The sequence below is a fragment of the Pseudomonas pisciculturae genome, assembly GCF_015461805.1.
GTDB lineage: Bacteria > Pseudomonadota > Gammaproteobacteria > Pseudomonadales > Pseudomonadaceae > Aquipseudomonas > Aquipseudomonas pisciculturae.
This window is the reverse complement of sequence record NZ_JACVZE010000005.1, coordinates 206,702-228,944: the sequence shown is the minus strand read 5'-3', so window position 1 is coordinate 228,944 and position 22,243 is coordinate 206,702. Positions and strand designations below refer to the sequence as shown.

The following is a 22,243-nucleotide window of genomic DNA, read 5'->3' as shown; positions in this document are numbered from 1 at the left end:
CAGCGTGGTTTAACGGGGCGACTCAGATCAAGATCAAAAGCAGATCAAAAGCAGATCAAGAGCTGGTCAGGTGTACACCGACCTGTGGGAGCTGGCTTGCCTGCGATGCAGACAACTCGGTATATCAGGCACACCCAGTTGATGCCATCGCAGGCAAGCCAGCTCCCACAGGGAACCGCGCAGGCTTCAGCTTTCAGGTCGGCTGTCAGGCCGCCTCGCTTTGCTTTTGATTTTGATCTGAGGCGCCCCGTTAAACACGCTGGCCGGAATTCGGCATGGATTTGGGGGGTAAACCGGCAGGGATGCCGGTTTAGCCGCCCCGCGCCATGGATGGCGCGTGGCGGCGGCCCCCCAAATCCATGTCGGATTACGGGCATACCGAGCCTAGGCGAGGTACCGAGTGTTGGGGCAAGAGCCCTTTGGTTACTTTGGGGCTTTTCCAAAGTGACTCGCCGTAAGGGCGAAACCCTAAGCCGCCGTTACCCAAATAATGGATATGTACACATACAAACAGGGCCAACACCATGAGCCTATTGCCCTACGCCTGGGCCAAATCCCAACGCATCCTCCTACGCCCCAGCACCGAGGGCATGCTACTCACCGTCTGCCCCTCAACCCCCGGCTGGTCCATCAGCGAAGTCCAACGCCAGTTCGGCCAGTCCCACATCGAACACGTACGCGATGACGAACTCGACGGCCTGCTCACCAGCGCCTACGCCGACACGGGCAGCGCCGCCGCCGTGGTGGGCGCCGCCGAAAACGAAGTCGACCTCGACCGCCTGATGCAAGACATGCCCGAAGTCACCGACCTGCTCGACACCCAGGACGGCGCCCCGGTGATCCGCATGATCAACGCCTTGCTCACCCAGGCCGCGCGCGACGAGGCCAGTGATATCCATATCGAACCCTACGAAACCCACTCCGTGGTGCGCTACCGCGTCGACGGCACCCTGCGCGACGTGGTGTCGCCACGCAAGGCATTGCACGGCGCGCTGGTGTCGCGCATCAAGATCATGGCCCAACTCGATATCGCCGAAAAACGCCTGCCTCAGGACGGCCGTATTGCCCTGCGCGTAGCGGGGCGGCCGATTGATATTCGGGTGTCCACGGTGCCCACCGGGCATGGCGAGCGAGTGGTGATGCGACTGTTGGACAAGCAAGCCGGGCGCCTGCAACTGGAGACCCTGGGCATGGAACCGCAACTGCTGGCGCGCCTGGATACCTTGATCCGCCAGCCCCACGGCATCGTGCTGGTCACCGGCCCCACCGGCAGCGGCAAGACCACCAGCCTGTACGCGGCGTTGGCCCGGTTGGACGCCAGCACCAGCAATATCCTCACCGTGGAAGACCCGGTGGAATACGACCTGCCGGGTATCAGCCAGATCCAGGTCAACGCCAAGATCGACATGACCTTTGGCCTGGCCCTGCGCGCGATTTTGCGTCAAGACCCGGACATCATCATGATCGGCGAGATCCGTGACCTGGAAACCGCGCAAATCGCTGTGCAGGCCTCGCTCACCGGCCACCTGGTGCTGGCAACCCTGCACACCAACGATGCGGTGTCGGCGGTCAACCGGCTGATCGACATGGGCGTCGAGCCGTTTCTGTTGGCGTCGTCGTTGTTGGGGGTATTGGCCCAGCGCCTGGTGCGTCGCCTGTGCCCTCATTGCAAACAGGAAGACACGGCGGCCCCCGGCACCTGGCGCCCGGTGGGCTGCGCGCAGTGTAACGGCATCGGCTACAGCGGCCGTACCGGTATCCATGAGTTGTTCTGCGTTGATGACGATGTGCGCAGCCTGATCCATCAGGGCGCCAATGAGCAGGACCTGCGCGTGGCGGCCCGCCGCGCCGGGATGTTCAGCATGCGTGAAGACGGCGAGCGCTGGGTGCGCAGTGGCGCCACCGCGCCCGAAGAAATCCTGCGCGTGACACGGGACGCCTGATGAATCGCTATCGCTATGAAGCCGCCGATGCCAGCGGCAAGGTCGAGGCCGGGCATGTTGAGGCCGACAGCCAGAGCGCGGCGTTTGCCCAATTACGGGGGCGGGGTTTGACTGCGTTGCTGATGCAGCTGGAGGGCAATCAGCCAACGGCCAACGGCAGCAGCCTGTTCAGCCCCAAACTCTCGGACAATGATTTGGCCTGGGCCACACGTCAACTGGCGAGCCTGCTCGGCGCCAGCCTGCCATTGGAGGCAGCGTTGAGCGCGACGGTGGAACAGGCCGAGAAAAAACACATCGCCCAGACCTTGAGTGCCGTGCGCGCCGATGTGCGCGGCGGGATGCGCCTGGCGGATGCGTTGGCGGCGCGGCCTCGGGACTTTCCGTCGATCTACCGGGCGTTGATCGCGGCGGGAGAGGAGTCCGGTGACCTGGCCCAGGTGATGGAGCGCCTGGCCGACTACATCGAGGAGCGCAACAACCTGCGGGGCAAGATTCTCACCGCGTTTATCTACCCCGGTGTGGTGGGGTTGGTGTCCATCGGCATTGTGATTTTTCTCCTCAGTTACGTGGTGCCCCAGGTGGTCAGCGCGTTTTCCCAGGCGCGCCAGGACCTGCCGGGGCTGACCCTGGCGATGCTCAATGCCAGCGACTTTATCCGCGCCTGGGGTTGGTTGTGTTTTGCCGGGATCGTTGGCGGTTTCTGGAGCTGGCGCTTGTACCTGCGCAACCCGGTGGCGCGCTTGAACTGGCACAGTCGGGTGTTGCGCCTGCCGCTGATCGGGCGATTTGTACTGGGTTTGAACACGGCGCGATTCGCCTCCACCCTGGCGATCCTCGGCGGTGCCGGTGTGCCGTTGCTGCGAGCCCTGGAAGCGGCGCGCCAGACCTTGTCCAACGACCGGCTCGACCAATGCGTCACTGACGCCACCGCCAAGGTGCGCGAAGGCGTCAACCTGGCGCCCGCGCTGGCGGTGGAGAAAGTGTTTCCGCCGGTGTTGATTCATCTGATCGCCAGCGGCGAAAAAACCGGCTCGTTGCCGCCGATGCTGGAGCGCGCGGCACAGACGTTGTCGCGGGATATCGAGCGGCGCGCCATGGGCATGACGGCCTTGCTGGAGCCGCTGATGATTGTGGTGATGGGGGCGGTGGTGTTGGTGATCGTCATGGCTGTGTTGTTGCCCATCATCGAAATCAACCAGCTCGTTACTTAAATGTGGGAGGGGGCAAGCCCCCTCCCACATTGGACTTACATTTTTCCAGTGATATCTCTGGGCTCCTGACCAACCTCGGGTTCCTCATTCCGTCACATCTCACCCCCCCCCTGCGCGGGCTCCAGCCACGCTCGCTGAAATCCCGCTGTCATCTCCCCCCCAAACCACCCAAAACCATGACCAAAACACCCGAGAATCTTTTTAAAAATCAAGCATTTCCTCCCGAGGTTTTTTCCCACAAACGTCATCGGAAACTGCGACTTTCTCTCCATGGTTTTCACCCCTGGCCACCCCCGCTTCAGGCTTGGGACCGAAGCCATAGCGTCAAGCAAGCGCCATCTACCCCAAACGTACAAACACGACGAAAGGAGCTTCTTCATGTTTAAGCGCAACGTTCTCGCGGTATCCATGACCCTCGCTGCACTGTGCTCGGCCCAGGCTGCATTCGCAGACGTAAACGGCGGCGGCGCAACTCTGCCACAACCGCTGTATCAGACCGCAGGCGTACTCACTGCTGGCTTCGCCCCTTACATCGGCGTGGGCAGCGGCAATGGCAAGGCTGCCTTCCTCACTAACGACTACCAGAAGTTTGTGACCGGCGTGACCAACAAGAACGTGCACTGGGCCGGTAGCGACTCGAAGCTGACCAAAGCTGAGTTGGACAAGTACGAAGCCGAAAAACAAGCCGGTTGGGGCAAGCTGATTCAGGTGCCGTCGGTGGCCACTTCGGTCGCTGTACCTTTCAACAAGGCAGGTTCGGCTGCTGTTGATTTGAGCGTCAGCCAACTGTGCGGCGTGTTCTCCGGCCGTTTGACTGACTGGAGCGAGATCACCGGTTCAGGCCGTACCGGCGCGATCAAAATCGTTTACCGCAGCGAGTCCAGCGGCACTACTGAGCTGTTCACGCGCTTCCTCAATGCCAAGTGCTCCGAGGCACTGCCTTTCGCGGTGACCACCACCTTCTCGTCCAGCTACGGCGCCGGCGTTCCAGCCTCCGCTGTTGCCGCCACCGGCAGCCAGGGCGTAATGACCACCCTGGGTTCCACCGACGGTGGTATCACCTACATGAGCCCGGACTACGCGGCTACCACCTTGGCCGGTCTGGATGACGCCACCAAAGTTGCCAAAGTAGCGGGTGTTTCGCCGGCCCCGGCCAACGTTTCGGTGGCCATCGCCGCTGTGCAAGTGCCTTCGGCACTCAACGTTGCCAACCAGAACGCCTGGGTGCCAACGTTTGCCGCAACTACCAGCGCCACTGACCCAAGCGTTGCGGCTTACCCAACCACCGGCTACCCGATCCTGGGCTTCACTAACCTGATCTTCAGCCAGTGCTACGCCGACGCTAACCAGACCGCTCAAGTGCGCACGTTCTTGACTCGCCACTACAACCTCAGCGCCTTCAGCAGCAACGACACCGCTATCCGCAACAACCGCTTCGTGACCCTGCCTAACACCTGGAAAACCGCTATCAACGATAACTTCCTGACCGCCTCCAGCCCACTGAGCATCGGTAACCCAGACGTCTGCAACGCCATCGGTCGTCCGCTGTAACCCACGCTTTCAACGACCCGCAACACCGATCAGCAACGGCCCGTGCCGTTGCTGATTTTTTTGCATTACCAGCCCTGTATGAACTTTCCATGACAAAAGTTCAGTCGCACCCCTCGCCAACGGCCTAACCCTCATACGTGAGTGTGTCTTGCCCTCCTGCGCCATAACAAAGAAGGAAGATCCCAGATGGTCCGCTGCAAACCTACGGTTAACCGCAAAGCCCCGACAGTGTTGCGCCTCAAGCCCTTGGCCCAGGCCATTGCCTTGTTGATGGTGGCGGGCAATGCCCAGGCCGCACCGGCGTACAGTGCCGCCTGGTTTGCCGAAAAGGGCGCAACCCAGGCCGCGACTGCGGCACGGGTGAATGCGGGGCAGGTGCCGGGGATCCCTTCGTTGAACCAGCAGGCGCAGGTCAAGCAGCAGTTGGCGCGCTCCATCAGCACCTTGAACACAACCGTGGCGGCGATTGCCGCCCAGCAGGCGGCGCAGGCGGCAGGTCGGCAAACCGCATTCGGCCAGGTCTCGACGATTCCCGACGGGCTCGGCAAGGGCGGCCTGCAAGTCGATAACAGCCTGACCCAGGGCTGGACCAACGCCAAGAACCCCACCCAGACCCAGTCTGGCGGCAAGACCACGGTGACCATCGAGCAGACCGCCGACAAGGCGATCCTCAACTGGGAGACCTTCAACGTCGGGCGCAACACCACTGTGGATTTCCAGCAGCAATCCAACTGGGCCGTGCTCAACCGCGTCAACGATCCGAATGCGCGCCCCAGCGAGATCCAGGGCCAGATCAACGGCGCCGGCACGGTGATGATCATGAACCGCAACGGCGTGGTGTTTACCGGCACCAGCCAGGTCAACGTGCGCAACCTGGTCGCCGCTGCGGCGAACATCACCGATGACCAGTTCACCCAACGCGGCATTTACGTGGACACCAACGGCACCCAGCCGACCTTCACCGACGCGGCCGGCAAGGTCCAGGTGCAGCGCGGCGCGGTGATCCAGACCCATGCCCCGGCCACCTCCACCGACTCGGGCGGCTATGCGTTGCTGCTCGGTTCCGAAGTGGAAAACGCCGGCACTATCATCACTGCCAAAGGCCAGACCACCCTGGCGGCGGGCGACAGCTTTTACATCCGCAAAGGCGTCGGCACCGCCGGTAATGAACGCTCCACCACCCGTGGCAACGAGGTCGCCACCAGCCTCAAGGCCGGCAGCACGGCGGGCAAAGTCACCAACAGTGGCCTGATCATGGCCTCGACCGGCGACATCACCCTGACCGGTCACCAGGTGCAGCAAAACGGCGTGGCCCTGGCCAGCACGTCGGTGGACACCCGCGGCACCCTTCACTTGCTCAATGCCGCCAGCGACACCACCGGCAGCGTGACCCTGGGCGAGGGGAGCACCACCGCAGTCCTGCTGGACGCCAGCGGCAGCACCGCCCTCGACAGCCAGCAAGGTGCCGGGTTGATCAAGTACGACGGCCTGGCCGCCAACCTGATCACCGGCCAGTTCAACAACCTCAGCGCCGTGGCCGACCGCACCGACCAGTCACGCATCGAGATCGTCAGCGGCGGCACCGTGGACTTCCAGAAAGGCTCGATCACGTTGGCCACCGGCGGCCAGGTGGCGGTCAGTGCTGGCCAGCGCAGCCTGGCGCGTGACGGGGCGATAATCGATGTGTCGGGCGCGGTCGGCGTCAAGGTGGCGATGGAAGCCAACAACATCAAGGTCAACGTGCAGGGCAACGAGCAGCGCGATGCACCGGTCAACCGCGACAACGGGCAACTGATCAACAATGACGTATGGGTCGATTTGCGCGAGCTGGTGTTTGTGCCGGCGGGCACCAATGGCTATGCCACTGACCGCTGGTACACCGCAGGCGGCCTGCTGGAAGTGGGCGGTTACCTTGGCACCCAAGGGCATTCGGTGGGCGAATGGATGGCCCAGGGCGGCACCGTGACCTTTACCGGCAAGGATGTGGTGACCCAGCAGGGCGCCCAGGTCAACCTGTCCGGCGGCACCGTGGATGTACAAGGCGGTTATATCCAGCAGACCTGGCTCAAGGGCCCGAATGGGCGGTTGTACCTGCTGTCCAACGCGCCGGGCGATATTCTCTATTCCGGCATCTACAAAGGCTTTGAAAGCACCAGCGCCCGCTGGGGCCAGACCGAGTACTACTACAACCCGTCGATCGCCCCGCAACGCCGCTATGAGGCCGGTTACACCGTGGGCCGCGACGCCGGCAAGCTGGTGGTCAGTACCGCCAGCGCGGTGCTTGAAGGCCAGGTGGTCAGCGATGTGTTCCAGGGTGAGCGCCAGACCCAGGCGCCGAACATCAACCTCGACGGTTACCAGCAATCGCAGAAAGCCATGGCCCAGCGCGCGCAGTTGATCATTGGCCAGTACCTCCCGATTTACAACAAAACCACCGGCACCTTGCGTTACGCACTGGGGGCCAGCACTGACCAGGTGCTGATCGATGCCAATACCCAGAAGATCGCCGAGGGCCTGGACCTCACCACGGCGCTGCCGGCAGATCGCCAAGGCAAAGTGGTGCTCGACAGTGGCCAGCTCAATGGCTTTGAGTTGGGTGCGATCAAGGTTGGCGCCAAGCAGCAGATCACCGTCAATGGCGCGCTACAGGTCGCCGACGGCGGCGATATCACGCTGTTTGGGCCACAGGTCAGCGTCAATGCCAACCTGACCGCCCATGGCGGTAGCCTCAATGCGGGCAACATCCTCAAGCAGGTTAACCTCAACTCAAGCAACGTCGTAGGGGATGTGACCCTGGCCGGTAGCGGCCGAGTCGACGTGGCGACGGGGGTGCGGCTGGACACGACCGGCCGCTGGAACAACCTGGCATTGAACCCTGCCGGCGGCGCTGGTGTGGCGTACGTGAATGGCGGCACGATCTCGTTGCGTAGCACGGGCAATGTGCAGTTGGCAGCGGGCAGTGTGGTGGACGCCTCTTCCGGCGCCACGCTGGGCGTGGACCGCAAACTCAGCGGTGGCAAGGGCGGCAGCGTGACCTTGGCAGCCCAGGGCGTACTGGGGCTTGACGGTGAAATCCGTGGCTACGGCGTGAGCGGTGGCGGCACGTTGGCGTTGCAGGCGCACCGGGTGCAGATCGGCGACAGCGCCGATGTGCCGGCCGCCGACACCTTGAAGCTGGCGGGTGATTTCTTCAACAAGGGCTTTTCGGCCTATGACATCACCGGTAATGAAGGCCTGCTCGTCACCGAGGGCACGCAGGTCGACGTCACGGTGCCGGGCTACCGCCTGGGCGCTCAGGCATTGAACCTGCCCACCGGCAGCGATCCCGCGACGGCCCTGGAGCGCTGGGTTTCGCCGCTGTATCTGGAAGACTTCGCGAAGGGCGTCGTGACTCAACGCCGAGGGGCAAGCTTAAGCCTGACAGCCGGCACTGTAGAGAGCACGGCTGCGCAACTGGCGACCACGTCTTTGACGGTGGGCCAGGGCGCGGTGATCAACGTGGACCCTGGCCAGGGCATCAACCTGCGCAGCGTTGGCCAGTTGACCCTGGACGGCACGCTGAACGCCTGGGGCGGCAATGTCAGCCTGAGTGGCTTGACCACGGCCGCCTCGGAGGCAGTGAACGCCGTCGGGCATGGCCGTTCGATCTGGCTCGGCGAGCATGCGGTGATTGATGTTGCCGCGCGTGCCGCCACGGCGGTGGGCAACAATGGTCGCAGCTTCGGCTCGGTGCGCAACGGTGGCAGCATCAACATCGGCGGCACCTTCGACCTGAACACCGGCATCGCCAAGGCCAGCGACCTGTTTGTGGTGGTGCGTGACGGCGCACGCCTGGACGCCTCGGGCACCCAGGCCTTACTGAACATCCCGGGGCAAGGCGCGGTGCAGGTCGCCAGTAACGGCGGCAGTATCACCCTGGCCTCCAACAATGGCCTGTACCTGGATGGCAGCTTTGTGGCCAACGCTGGCGGTGCCGGTGCGGCAGGCGGCAGTCTCAACGTGGCGTTGGAAAGCCCGTATTACCAAAAAGCCGGCGTGACGGATCGCGTGCTCAACCTGCGTGAATTGATACTGGGCCAGGTGCATCAGCCCACTGCGCTGGCGGGCAACGCCACAGATGCCGCCGGCAGCCTGGAGTATGGGCACGGCCGTTTGGGCGTGGACCAGATTCGCGCGGGCGGTTTCGATAACCTGGCGCTGTTGAGCAATGGCGTGTTGAGCTTTGACGGCGACGTGAGCTTGAACATGGGCCAGAGCCTGCGCCTGTACAGTCGCGGCTACGGTCTGAGCGAAAACGCAGCGGCTGATTCGCGTATCAACCTGCGGGCGCCTCATCTGTTGCTGGCGGGCATTCTCGCCCCCGAAGAGCCAGGCAAGGAGCTTTACGTGCGGCCAGTGCCGGTGCTGCCGGCGCCCTCCCTGCGGTCCACCCAGGCCCAATTCAACGCCGATGGCAATCTGGTCGAAGTGCGCGGCAATGTCATCTTCGGCAACAGCAGCCGTCTGCGCCAAGCCAATGACAGCCTGACAAACCTGGAGCGCCTAGGGTTTGACCACGTCAACGTGACCAGCCAGGGCGACCTGCGTTTTCTCGCCGGCACCAGCGAGAACGACGTCATGAGCGGCGTCAGCACCCAGTTACTGACCCAAGGTGATATGACCCTGCGGGCTGCCCAGTTGTACCCGGCCACCGAAGTCGGTGCTCGGGTTATCGCCGGCTACTTGGGCGCCGACTCCAGCATCTCCCTTGGCTTGCTGTTTGATCCTTCGCGCAGCTTGACCATCGGCCGCGTCGGCACCACCGATGCAGCGCTGCCGTATTCGGTGTTCGGGCGCCTGCAACTGGGGGCTGCGAACGTGATCCAGGGCGGCGTGGTGCGTGCGCCGCTGGGGCTGATCGATATCGGCAGCATGGGCAGCCAGCGTGTGCAACTGATGCCGGGCAGTGTGACCTCGGTGAGTGGCAAGGGCCTGGTGTTGCCGTATGGCGGCACGGTGGACGGCCAAATCTACAAGTACAACGGCAAGCAAGTGGTGTTCATTGGGCAAGGCGGGGTGGGTACCAATGGCAGCGAACTCGCGGTTGGCGTGATATTGGGCGGCAAGTCGGTCGCCGTGCTGGCGGATGCCACGCTGGATCTTTCCGGCGGTGGTGAGCTGCTGGGGGCAGGCTTTGTGTCTGGGCGCGGTGGTTCGACGGACGCACGCTTTAACCCGCTGGTGCAATTTGGCGCCAACGGCGGGTTTGTATTGCCGGGCCTGTCCACCAACCCGGTCTACGCGATCGTACCGGGGGTGCAGCCGGTCGCTGCGCCTGCGGGCGGTGAGGGCGGTGCGGTTGCGCCGTTGATTGGCCAGCAAATCACCATCGGCGCCGGCGTACCGGGGTTGCCGGCGGGCACCTACACCCTGATGCCGTCGACCTATGCGTTGCTGCCGGGCGCCTTCCGCGTCGAGATCAACGGCCTGGCCGGTGTCGGCGGCGGGGCCACGCAGTTGATGCGCAATGGCTCGTGGTCTACCGCCGGGCATTTGTCGATTGCCAATACGGGGATCCGCGACAGCCTGGCGAGCCAGTTGATCTTGACGTCGGCCGACACCTTGCGCCGTTATTCCCAATACAACGAAACCAGCTACGCGCAGTTTGCCCGTGCGGATGCGGCGAAACTTGGGGTGCCGCGCGCGATGCTTGAAGTCGATGCCAAGACGTTGAAGCTGGCCATGCGTGCGGGGGGCGGGGCGAGTGCGTTCACCTTTGAGGGCATGGGTCGTTTCGATGCGGCGGCGGGTGGTTACGGCGGCACCGTTGCCGTGGTCGACCTGGCCAGGGGCGGCATTGAGGTGGTCGCGGCAGATCAAGCGGCAACCCAGGGTTTCAGGGGGATTACCTTCAGCGCCGACAGCCTCAATGCGCTGGGCGCATCGCGCCTGATCATTGGGGGCTTGCCCTACGTTGCCTATGGCCAGTCGGGTAGCTACATCACGTTTGCGGAAGGGGTGAACGGCGCCAGGAGCAACATTGTGCTGCGCGAGGGTGCTGTATTGGCCGCGCCCGAGGTGTTGTTAGTCAGTCAAACTGGCTCGATCGTCGTTGAGCAGGGGGCCTCGATCAACACAATCGGCCGTGGCAGCGCAGGCTTCGACGCCCGCGACGGTTTTATCTACAAGGTCTCGAACATGCTGGCGGTGTCCAATGGCCTGCTCAATGTGATCGCGGCGACGGTGATTGGCGGCGAGGTCAGTCAGGGCATCAGCATCGGCACCTGCAACGCCACGCCCTGCAGCGGGCAGACCAACCTCTACTCCGAAGGCAGCATCGTGGCGTTGACCGACGCGAGCTTCTCACTGGGCGACCAGGTGCGCTACGGCACGCGCCATCTCAATCTGGGGGTGAGTGCGATCAACCTGGGCAGCGCTGAAGCGTTGGCCGCTGCGGTGGCGGCAAACCAGGTGCCGGCCGGCCTGACGTTGACCCAGGCACTGCTCGACCGCCTGTTGCGCGGCGATACCCAGTTCGGTGCGCCGGCCCTGGAAACCCTGCAACTTTCAGCCCGCGACAGCTTCAATTTCTACGGCAGTACCTCACTGGACACCTACGACCCACTGACGGGCAAATCGCGGCTGACTAACCTGATGATCGCCACCCCGGCCATCTACGGTGTCGGTGGCGCTGGCGATGTGGCCAGCATTCACACCGCCAACCTGATTTGGCAAGGCGCGACCAACCCGGCTGGCGCCGTAGTGAATGGCGGTGCCGGTACCGGCAGCGGGCGGTTGGACATCAACGCCGAGCGCATCGAGTTCGGTTATGGGGCGTTTGCTCAGCCCAACGCCACCCAATCGTTCGATCGCCTGGTGTTGGGCTTTGCCAACGTCAATCTGAACGCCAGCGAGCGCATCACCGCCAATCACAAGGGTAGCCTGTCGGTCTATCAACAGCAGGGTGCCTATGACCCGGTCAAGGGCTTCGCGTACAGCGGCGGCAACCTGAATATCCTCACGCCGTTGATGACCGGTGAAGCCGGTTCCGTCAACCGTATGACTGCCGGCGGCGCCATTGATGTGGCGGCCTCTGCCGGGCTGCGGGGTACAGCGGATGGCCAGGGCGCCGAGCTGTCGCTCAAAGGCGACAGTATTCGCCTGGCCAGCGCGGTAGTGCTGCCCAGCGGCAAGGTCAGCCTGAGTGCCCGCGGTGATGTGCTGTTGACCGACACGGCATTGATCGATGTCGCCGGGCGTGCAATCACCTTCAATGATGTGACGAAATACGGCTGGGGCGGCGATGTACTGCTCGACAGCCGCAGCGGCAATATTCACCAGGCGGCAGGCTCGACCATCGACCTGTCCGCCCAGTACAACCACGCTGGCAAATTGCGCGCCGTGGCGGTGGATGCAGCGGCGGGCACGGTCGACCTGCAAGGCAAGATCTTCGGCAGCAGCAGCGGTTATTACGACGCAGGCGGCACCTTGATGCCGTACCAGGCCGGTGGCGTGGAGATCCAGGCCCAGCGCCTGGGCGGCAGCGGTACCCTGGACCAGCAATTCGCCGACCTCAACCAACGCCTCAACGCTGGTCAGGTCTTCGGTTCGCGCAGCTTCCAGCTCAAACAGGGCGACTTGACCATCGGCAACGGCCTCAAGGCCGGCACCATCAGCGTGTCGGTGGACAACGGCAGCCTGCGGGTCACCGGCCTGGTGGACGCCAGCGGCGAGCGTGTCGGCAGTATCACCCTGGCCGGCAAGCAGGGCCTGACCCTGGACGGCAGCGCGGTACTCGATGCCCATGGCAGCAAACTGCGTGTGGACAGCTACGGCAAGATCATCGACTCGCCCAACCGTGCGATGGTGGTGCTCGGCTCCGGTGATGGCGGCTTGACCCTCGCCGACGGCGCGCGCATCGACCTGCGTCATGGCACCGACGGCTCCGCCGGCAATGACGGGCGCAATCGCGGCACCCTGGAGCTGAACGCGCCCCGGCTGGTCAATGCCGATGGCAGCAGCAACGACATCGATATCGATGCCCGTGGCCGCCTGGCCATCGACGGTGCTCGCTCGATTACCCTCAACGGCATGGTCACCTATGACGACGCCCCGGTGGTCACCGACCCGACGGCCAGCGGGCGCCCGTACCAGCAAATCGACCAGGCCTACCTCGACGGAAAACATGCGATGAGCGCTGCGTTTATCAACGGCGCATTGCTCAATTCAGACCTGTTGAACAACAAGCTCGCCGGGCTTAACAACAGCACCTATGCGGACGCGTTCCACCTGCGCCCCGGTGTGGAAATCGTCAGCAACACAGCGGACGGCGACATGGTGGTGCAGGGCGATCTCGACCTGTCCGGCTATCGCTATGCCAGCCTCAACCCCCACAGCCCGAAAACCTCGGTGTACGGCTCCGGCGAGTCCGGCAGCCTGACCCTGCGCGCGGGCGGCGACCTGAGCATTTACGGCAGCATCAACGATGGTTTTTCACCACCACCGGAAACCGTGGATGACAAGGGCTGGGTTTTGTTGCCCGGTAAAGACTTCAGCGGCGGCGACATCGTGGTGCCGGGCAATGGTGTGACCCTGGCGGACGGCACGGCCTTCCCGGCGGGCAGCACCTTGAACTATGACCTGCCGATCAAGGGCCTGACGGTGGCGGCGGGCACACGGTTGCCGGTCACCGCCGTGTTGGACCAAGTGTTGACGCTGCCTGCTGGCACGGTATTGGCGGCGGCGGTGCGCGATGCGGCGGGCAATGTGCTTTATGCCGCCGGGACGTTGCTCGGCCAAGCCATCACCCTGCCAGCCGGCACCCAGTTGGAGGCCGGCAGCCTGCTGACCCAAGGCACGAAACTGCGGAGCATGGTGTGGCCCAAAGGCGTGCCCCTGCCCGATGTACACCTGGGGGCGTTGATGACCAGCGTGGTGTTGCTCGACGGCAGCCGCGCCTTGCCACGAGGCGCGTTGATTCCTGCTGGCACCAACATCAAGTTGCCCGACGGGGTCGAATCCATTGCGCTACGCCCGGAAGTAGCAGGGCGCCAGGGTAAATTGTGGGCCATCGCGCCGATGCTGGCCGAGGGTTCGCAGTCCTGGTCGTTGCGCCTGGTGGCGGGGGCCGATACCGAGGCGGCGGACAGCCGTATCCTGCAAGCCCATCCGCGCAGTGGCGACTTGCGCCTGGCGGACAGTCACTACGGCATGTTCGCCAAGGACGTCCCGCTCAAGGGCGACCAGACGTGGACGGCGTTCGCCGTGGAGGACTTGGCGCTCAACGGCATCACCGTGTTAGAGGGTGATCCGATCGACCAGGCCATCGTCGATATGGTTGGCATCGACACCATTGAGAATTTCTGCAGCGCTTACGGTGCGTATTGTGTGGTCAAGGTCAACCAGCTATGGACCGAGTCCGCAGCCCAGGAACTGTCGGCCATGGGCTTCACTGTTGCCAAGGGCGATGTGATCCAACAAAGCCTGCTGGATCAGCTTGAGGCAGGAAGCATTGCAGACTTCTGCGCCAATTCACCGACCTATTGCTATGTGCCCAGCAGCAAGCAATCGGCGCCATCCAGCACACGCTTTAGTGTGATACGCACCGGCACCGGCGACCTGGAGCTCTTGAGCGCCGGCAACCTGAGCATGGACTCGCTGTATGGCGTTTACACCGCCGGCACGTCCTCGGTGGCGACTCAGGCGGGCGACCCTTATAACCAGCCGCGAAACGTGGGCAGCACAAAAACCGTACTGGCCGACCCTGCCAGTGAATTCGAGAAGTTCGTCAATGGCTCTGCCGACAGCCTGTACCGTGCCTGGTATCCGGATGCGGGCGGTAATCTCACGCTGAGTGTGGGGGGCAATTTGACGGGTAATATCACGAGCATCTCTGAAAGTACTTTTGGCCGTCCCGACACCAAGGATCGAGGTTATGACTCCACTGCTGTCGGCAATTGGTTGTGGCGCCAAGGCAGTGCGGATGTCGCCACCGGTGGGCAGGCCCAGCCCACGGCCTGGTGGGTCAACTTCGGCACTTACGTCGGCACGAGTTCAGCCGATCAGATGCTTGGCTTCACCGGGTTCGGCACCCTCGGGGGTGGTGATTTGGAGGTGAATGTGCGCGGCAACGCCGGGATGCAGGACAGCCTGGCGGCGAGCGCCCTCGATCCGATGTTGAACCCGCGCACCCAAGGCCTGGTCTTGGCGGTGGGCAGCACCGGCCGCGTGGCCAACGACGGCAGCCTGACACTCACTGGCGGGGGCGACTTGCGCTTGCGCATCGGTGGCACGTTGAACCCGCAGGCCAATACCGCACTCGATTCGCGTAATGGTGTGTTGGTGGACCTGCGCGGCAATGTGCAGGTGCGCAGCGGCGCGCTGGGCGGCGTCAACCTGACCTACGGCAGCATCGCACGTGATCACAGCCCCGGCGAGACGCGGGCCTTCGACCCACTGCAAGCAACCCGTGGCACTCCCACCGGCGGCATCACCCTGGTACCGGGTGACGCCACCTTTAGTCTGGCGACTGCTGGCGATCTTGTCATACAGGATGTGCTTGACCCGGGGCGGGTGAACGTCTGGAATAAATCTGCTTTCAGTCGCGGTGCGCAACAGGGGAGTGGGGATAGCTGGTTCACGTTGTGGACAGGCCACACGGCCGTCGATCTGTTCTCGGCAGGCGGTAACTTAACGCCGAATGTCAGTGGTATCGCGTCGGACATGGCGATTGTCTACCCCTCGATTCTTCGTGCGACGGCAGCAGGCGGCAATCTCTACTATGGCCGTGCGATACGCGCGTCGGCGATCGACGTTACTGACGTCGCCAATCTGCTACTCGCTCCAGGTGCTGACGGCGAATTGCAGTTGCTGGCCCGTGACTCGATCTACGCCGGTGGCATGTTCGTCACGCCATCAGCGGCCAACCCGACGATCATGGCGACCCCTTGGCAGCCGGCTTTCGTCGGCAGCTTTGGCACCCAGATAGTCGCCGGTGGCAACAATCTTTCGGCCAACAGTGGCTTGCCGACGGCGGGTACAGGAGGCTATTCCAATCCGCGCCCCCTGTTTACCTTTGGTTCCTCTACGGCCTCGGCTGCAGGGTATGTGCCTCATTCGCCGGCACGCTTCTATGCGTTGACCGGCGACCTGGTGGGTGTCAGCAGCGGCCGGGTTATCACCTTCGACACGGGACCGTCCTCTCGCAACTCGGGGCAGGTGTGGTACGAGGGCAACGGAGCGGTGTGGATGATGGCCGGGCGTGACATTGTCAGCAGCGGTAGCGCGTTCAACAACACCAAAGGGGCTGCGTCGGAAACACAGACCGGTAACCTGTTCATTCACAACAACCCCAACGACATCTCCATCGTCTCCGCCGGTCGCGACATCCTCTACAGCAACTTCCAGGTCGCAGGCCCTGGCTTGCTGGAGCTGACGGCGGGTCGCAATATCCTGATGTCCGGGCGGGCGGCGGCGAATGGTGGCGAGGTGAGTGTAACCAGCCTCGGTGCGGTAGTCGCCGGCGATAACCGCCCAGGCGCGAGCATCGTGATGCAGGCGGGTGTTGGCCCCAACGGCCCGGATTACCAGCGCTTCGTCGAGGCTTACTTGAACCCGGTCAACCTGGCGCAACCGGGTGAGTCGATACAAGGCAGCAAGGTTGCCAAGACCTACGAGAACGAGTTGGTCAGCTGGCTCGCCGAGCGCTTCGGTTTCGTTGGCGACACCGAGCAGGCCCGTACCTACTACGCCGCCTTGCCCGCCGAACAACAGCGGGTATTTGCCCGCGACGTGTACTTCGCCGAACTCAAGGCCGGCGGCCGTGAGTACAACACCGAAGGCAACGTACGCCAGGGCAGCTACCTGCGTGGCCGTGCCGCCATCGCTGCGCTGTTCCCGGACAAAGACGTGGCCGGCAACCCGATCACCTACCAGGGCGATATCACGATGTTCGGCAGTTCGGGCGTGCACACCAACTTTGGTGGCGAGATCCAGATGCTGACGCCGGGCGGCAGCCAGACCTTCGGCATCGAAGGCGAGGCACCACCGTCGACGGCGGGGGTGATCACCCAGGGTGCAGGCGATATCCAGCTGTATTCCATGGGCAGCATCCTGCTGGGCCAGAGCCGCCTCATGACCACCTTTGGCGGCTCGATCATGGGCTGGACCGCCGAGGGCGACATCAACGCCGGTCGCGGTTCCAAGACCACCGTGGTGTACACGCCGCCCAAGCGTGTCTACGACAACTGGGGCAACGTGAGCCTGTCGCCGTCGGTGCCGAGTACTGGTGCGGGGATCGCCACGTTGAACCCGATTCCGGAAGTGCCGGCGGGGGATATCGACCTGATCGCGCCGTTGGGCACCATTGATGCGGGCGAGGCGGGGATTCGGACGTCGGGCGATATCAACATTGTCGCGCCATTTGTGGAGAATGCGGCCAACATCAAGACCCAGGGCAAGTCGTCCGGGGTGCCGGTGACGGCGGCGGTGAATACCGGTGCCATGAGCTCGGCCAGTGCGGCCGGGGCGGCGGCGTCCCAAGCAGCCGAAGACGCAGCGCGCAACCAGCAGGCGGCGGCCAAGCAGGGGCGGCCGTCCATCGTGACGGTGGAGGTGTTGAGCTTCGGTAGCGAACCGGTGCCGCGTGAGCCCGAGCAGAAGAGCTCCAGCTACAACCCTGACAGCCCGGTGCAAGTGCTGGGCGCAGGGCCGCTGAGTGAACAGGCACGGGCGCGGTTGACGGATGAGGAGCGCAAGCAGATCAGTTTGTAACGTTTTTGAAGAACCTCTCGATGTAGCTTTGGGGCGATCACTGATCGTCCCTTTTTTTTGAAAGCAGCCTGATACATTTGAATGTACGCAAAACCCCTGTGGGAGCGGCGGTGCGACGATTCGACTTGCTCGCGAATGCGGTGGGTCAGTTAACTGATTCGTTGGCTGACACACCGCATTCGCGAGCAAGCCCGCTCCCACATTTTGATCTCCATGTATCAGGTAGAGAGTGTTTTGCTCTGGCTCTGGCTCTGGCTCTGGCTCTTGATTTGGCTTTTGATCTTGATCTCAGGCGCCCCTTTAACCACGCTGGCCGGAGTGAGGGCACACCGAGCCTAGGCGAGGTGCCGAGTGGTGGGGCAAGAGCCCTTTTGGTTACTTTTGGCTGGGCCGGCATTCCGGGCTCTTTTCCAAAAGTGACCCGCCGTAAGGGCGGAACCCATATCAGCCTTCACCCAAATAATGGATATGTACTCCGCCCAAACCCCTCTAGCGCCTAACACATAGTCATCGCAGGCAAGCCAGCTCCCACATTTTGACCCAGTACAGCCCTCCAGGATCAGCCCAGAAATTGCCCCCCAGCCAATCCAAAATGAAGCTTTCATGACAAAAGTTCGGTAGCTCTCACCCACGCCCGTCTTGCCTATGTAACGCGCTGGATACGATCAAAAGTCGTCGCCAAAGCCGTCAGCAGGATGCCAGGAGTGGGGCAATGGGAACTATGGAACGTTACTCGAAAGTCGGCATGCAGGAGCTCGATCAGCGCCTGTCGAAGATCGTCGAAGCCGCGCGCAAGAAGCCCGTGTCGGTGTATCGCTACGGCGCACCGTGGGTGTGGATCGTCTCCCAGGAAGACTGGCAGGGCGCCCGCAAAGAAGTGTCCAGCTTCATCCCGGCGGGGCATTCGCTGGTGTTGCTGCGCCCGCAGATCGATGAGGTGCTCGACCAGCACCGCGATTGGTTGCTCGCAACGCCCGGCGTGTTGATCGCGCCGCACACCCTGGTGCACATCCTGTTGCTGCAACTGCTGTATTCGGTGCCCAGCGAACAGCAAATGCATGAGCAACTGAACTACAACCTGCTGTTTCGCTGGTTTGTCGGCCTGGACCTGAACCAGAAGGTCTGGGGCATCCACGTAATGACCCGCGATCTCGCCACGCTGCTGGACAACCCGCGTGCGGTGCAACTTATCCAGACCATCATCGGTGAAGTGTTTTGTGGCGCCTTGCTGCACATGCCGGAGTTCTCGCTGAACTTCGCCTTGCTGCATACCTGGCTGGCCCGGCACAGCCATCTTTCGACCACCGCAAATTGAGCAGGCCAGACGTCGTGTACACGGCGATGGCGCAAAATCTTAGAGAATCAGGGGGCGGTGTGGAGCATCTGTTCAAGTCAACGCTGGCGCTGTGCTGCCTGACGCTGGGGGCCTTGGCCCACCCCGCGCTGGCTGAAGAGCAAGAGGGCGCGGCACGCCGGGTCGACGTCAACGAGTACTTCGTGCGCGGCAATACCGTGCTGGATGCGGCGGCCATCGAAGAAGCGGTGTACCCGTTTCTTGGCCCGCAAAAGACTCTGGGCGATATCGAAGGCGCCCGTGACGCGCTGCAAAAGATCTACCAGGCGCGCGGCTACCAGTCGGTGTTTGTCGAGCTGCCGGAGCAAAAGGTCGATGACGGTATCGTCTACCTGCAAGTCAGCGAAACCAAGGTCGGCCGCGTGCGTGTCGTCGGCGCCAAGCATTACTCGCCGGTGGAAATTCGCGATGAAGTGCCGGGGCTCAAGGAAGGCGCGGTGCCGGATTTTGCCACGGTGCAAACCCAGCTCGCAGGCCTCAATCGTGGTGCTGGCCGCCAAGTCACGCCCCTCGTGCGCGAAGGCCAGCGCCCCGGCACCATGGACGTCGACTTGCAGGTGGAAGACCAAAACCCCTGGCACGCCAGCCTCGGGCTGAACAACGACTACAGTGCCGACACCGAAAAGCTGCGCTCGGTCGCCACCCTCGGCTACGACAACCTCTGGCAACTGGGCCACAGCATTTCGCTGACCTACTTCACTGCACCCCAGGACAGTAATAACGCCAAGGTCTGGTCCGGCTCCTACACCGCGCCGCTGGATGAGCGTTGGGCCTTGCAGTTCTCCGGTTACCAGTCCGACAGCAATATCGCCACCCTCGGCGGCAGCAACGTGTTGGGCAAGGGTAATTCCTATGGCGTTTCGGCGATCTACAGCCTGCCGGCGGCGGGCAATTGGGCCAACTCGTTCTCGTTCGGCATCGACTTCAAGGATTTCGATGAAGAGCTGAAATTCGGCTCCAGCAGCGACCAGGTGCCGCTCAAATACGCGCCGTTCACCTTCGGTTACAACGGCTACCGCTACACCGAGCAGTCGCAACTGGGCCTTGGTTTGAACCTGGTGGTGGGCACCCGTGCGTTCTTCGGCTACGGCAGCGATGCCGACGAGTTCGACTACAAGCGCTATAAGGCCAGTGCCAGTTTCGCCGTGCTCAAGGGCGACCTCAATTACAGCTACACGTTCGCCAACGATTGGCAGTCGGCCTCCAAAGCTGCCTTCCAGTTGGCCTCGGGGCCGCTGGTTTCCAACGAACAGTATTCCGCCGGCGGCGCTACCTCGGTACGCGGCTATCTGGCGGCGGAACGCACCGGTGATGAGGGCTATTTGCTCTCCCAGGAATTGCGCACGCCGTCGGTGGCCAAGTACCTGGGCAGCTACGTGAAAGAGTGGCGTTTTTATGCGTTCGCCGAAGGGGCACGCCTGCGGCTGCACGAGCCACTGCCCGAGCAAGAAGACGAATACAGCCTGGCCAGTGTGGGCCTCGGCACCCGCGCCAGTTTGAGCAAATGGTTGTCCGGCAGCCTGGATTGGGGTTACCCGCTGCTCGATGGACCGAACACCCAGAAACAGGACTCGCGACTGCACTTCAGTGTGCAGGCGACTTTCTGACTTTTTCTCCCGGAGATTTCACCCATGCAACGCCTATTTTTGAGCCTGTTGATCTGCCTGGGCTTCACGCTCCCGGCCACTGCCCATGCCTGGTGGCAAGACGACTGGTACTACCGCAAGCAGATCACTGTCGACACCACCGCGCAAGGCGCCGCGATCAACCAGGCTCTGGGCCGCACCGCGTTGCTGGTACGCCTGCACACCGGCAATTTCACCTTTGATGGGGTGAAGGATGACGGCGCAGACCTGCGCTTTGTGAGTGCCGACGACAAGACCGTGTTCAACCACCAGATCGAGAGTTTCGACCCGCTGATGGGCATGGCGTTGATTTGGGTGGATGTGCCCAAGGTCGAAGGCGGCCAGCGCCAGGACCTGTGGATGTACTACGGCAACCAGAAGGCCCCGGCCACCAGCAACGGCCAGTTGGCGTTCGACCCGAGCTACACCGCGCTCTACCACTTTGACGGTGCCAATGGCACGCCACCACGTGACGCCACGGCCTACGCCAACACCGCGCTCAACGCCACTGGCGCGAGCATTGACGGCGTGATCGGCCGCGCGTTGCAGTTCGGCGGCCAGCCATTGATGCTGCCAGCCAGCCCGTCGCTGCAACATGCCGCCGGTGGTGCATTCACCTTTAGCGCATGGCTGCGCCTGGACCAGGCCAGTGGCGAACAAGTGGTACTGGCCCGTCGTGACGGCCCCCACAGCCTGCTGCTGGGGTTGAATCAGGGCACGCCGTTTGTGGAAGTAGACGGCCAGCGTGCCGTGTCGAGCCAACCGCTGAACCCCGGTCAATGGCAGCACCTGGCATTCACCGCCGAAGGTGAAAAAATCAGCCTGTATGTCAATGGCCGCGAAACCGCGATCCTCGCTGTGGCGTTGCCGGCATTCAATACTCAACTGGCACTGGGCGCAGATCTGCCCGACGCGGGCAGCACCCATCTGCCGTTCGCTGGGGCCATGGACGAACTGCGCCTCTCGAAGGTGGCACGCCCGGCCACGTTGCTGTTGGCTGACGCGTCGGCACAGGGCGCCGAGTCCAAGCTGGTGGCGTACGGCGTGGATGAAGAACAGTCGGGTTTCGGTTTCGGCAGCCTGGGCTTTTTGCTCAACGCCGTGCCGGTGGACGCCTGGGTGATCATCCTGGTGCTGGTGGGGATGATGGTCCAGTCGTGGGTCATCATGCTGCGCAAAAACCGCCAGGTCAGCCGCGTCAGCAGTGCCAACGAAGTGTTCCGTGAGCACTTCGCGCAGATCGGCACACGCCTGGAAATGTACGCCGACGACGCGCAACTGAGCGAGCGACTGGCCCATTCTTCGCTGTGGCGCCTGTACCTGGTGGCGGTCAAAGAAATTCGTACCCGTCGCGCCCAAGGCGCCGACACCTCGTCGGTCTCGGCGGCGACCATCGAAGCCATCCGCTGCTCCATGGACGGCGTGCGCACCCGCGAAAACCAGGCCCTCAGTTCCAAGCTCTCGACCTTGTCCAACGCCATTGCCGGCGGCCCGTATATCGGCCTGCTCGGTACGGTGCTGGGGATCATGGTGGTGTTCCTCGGTACGGCCATGGCCGGTGACGTCAACATCAACGCCATCGCGCCAGGTATGGCGGCGGCCTTGCTGGCCACGGCCATGGGCCTGTTTGTCGCGATCCCGGCGCTGTTTGGCTACAACCGCCTGATCACGCGCAACAAGGAAGTCAGCGCCGATATGCGCGTGTTCGTCGACGAGTTCATCACCCGCCTGGCGGAGATGCACGGCGAGAGCCAATCCAGCGAAGCCGCGCACCGTCGCGAGCATCACGCCGCCTTACCGGCCTGAGGA

General features: G+C 63.1%; 7 protein-coding genes. All 7 read left to right on the top strand.

Annotated elements, in window-relative coordinates; translation table 11 throughout:
* Positions 1–524 precede the first annotated feature (524 nt).
* The 7 genes from gspE to ICY20_RS15500 all read left to right on the top strand — a co-directional run bounded on the left by gspE (position 525) and on the right by ICY20_RS15500 (position 22,240).
* Positions 525–1,943, top strand: coding sequence for a type II secretion system ATPase GspE (gene gspE / locus ICY20_RS15530; protein WP_194937901.1), 1,419 nt, complete (start codon positions 525–527; stop codon positions 1,941–1,943).
* Complete coding sequence (gene gspF / locus ICY20_RS15525; protein ID WP_159962646.1) at positions 1,943–3,154, top strand: type II secretion system inner membrane protein GspF; 1,212 nt, start codon at positions 1,943–1,945, stop codon at positions 3,152–3,154. The genes gspE and gspF overlap by 1 nt, the downstream gene beginning before the upstream one ends.
* 378 nt (positions 3,155–3,532) lie before the next feature.
* On the top strand, positions 3,533–4,705 hold the full coding sequence (locus ICY20_RS15520) for a substrate-binding domain-containing protein (protein ID WP_159962645.1): 1,173 nt from the start codon (positions 3,533–3,535) through the stop codon (positions 4,703–4,705).
* Between the two features lie 186 nt (positions 4,706–4,891).
* Positions 4,892–17,455 (top strand): filamentous hemagglutinin family protein, encoded by a 12,564-nt coding sequence (locus ICY20_RS15515; RefSeq protein ID WP_194937900.1) that lies wholly within the window; start codon positions 4,892–4,894, stop codon positions 17,453–17,455.
* Positions 17,456–18,176: 721 nt separating this feature from the next.
* Positions 18,177–18,770: a transposase gene (locus ICY20_RS15510; protein WP_159962680.1), complete on the top strand. Its 594-nt coding sequence runs from the start codon at positions 18,177–18,179 to the stop codon at positions 18,768–18,770.
* Positions 18,771–18,829: 59 nt separating this feature from the next.
* Positions 18,830–20,416, top strand: coding sequence for a ShlB/FhaC/HecB family hemolysin secretion/activation protein (locus ICY20_RS15505; protein WP_159962643.1), 1,587 nt, complete (start codon positions 18,830–18,832; stop codon positions 20,414–20,416).
* A gap of 24 nt (positions 20,417–20,440) precedes the next feature.
* On the top strand, positions 20,441–22,240 hold the full coding sequence (locus ICY20_RS15500) for a DUF2341 domain-containing protein (protein WP_194937899.1): 1,800 nt from the start codon (positions 20,441–20,443) through the stop codon (positions 22,238–22,240).
* The last annotated feature ends 3 nt before the right edge of the window (positions 22,241–22,243 follow it).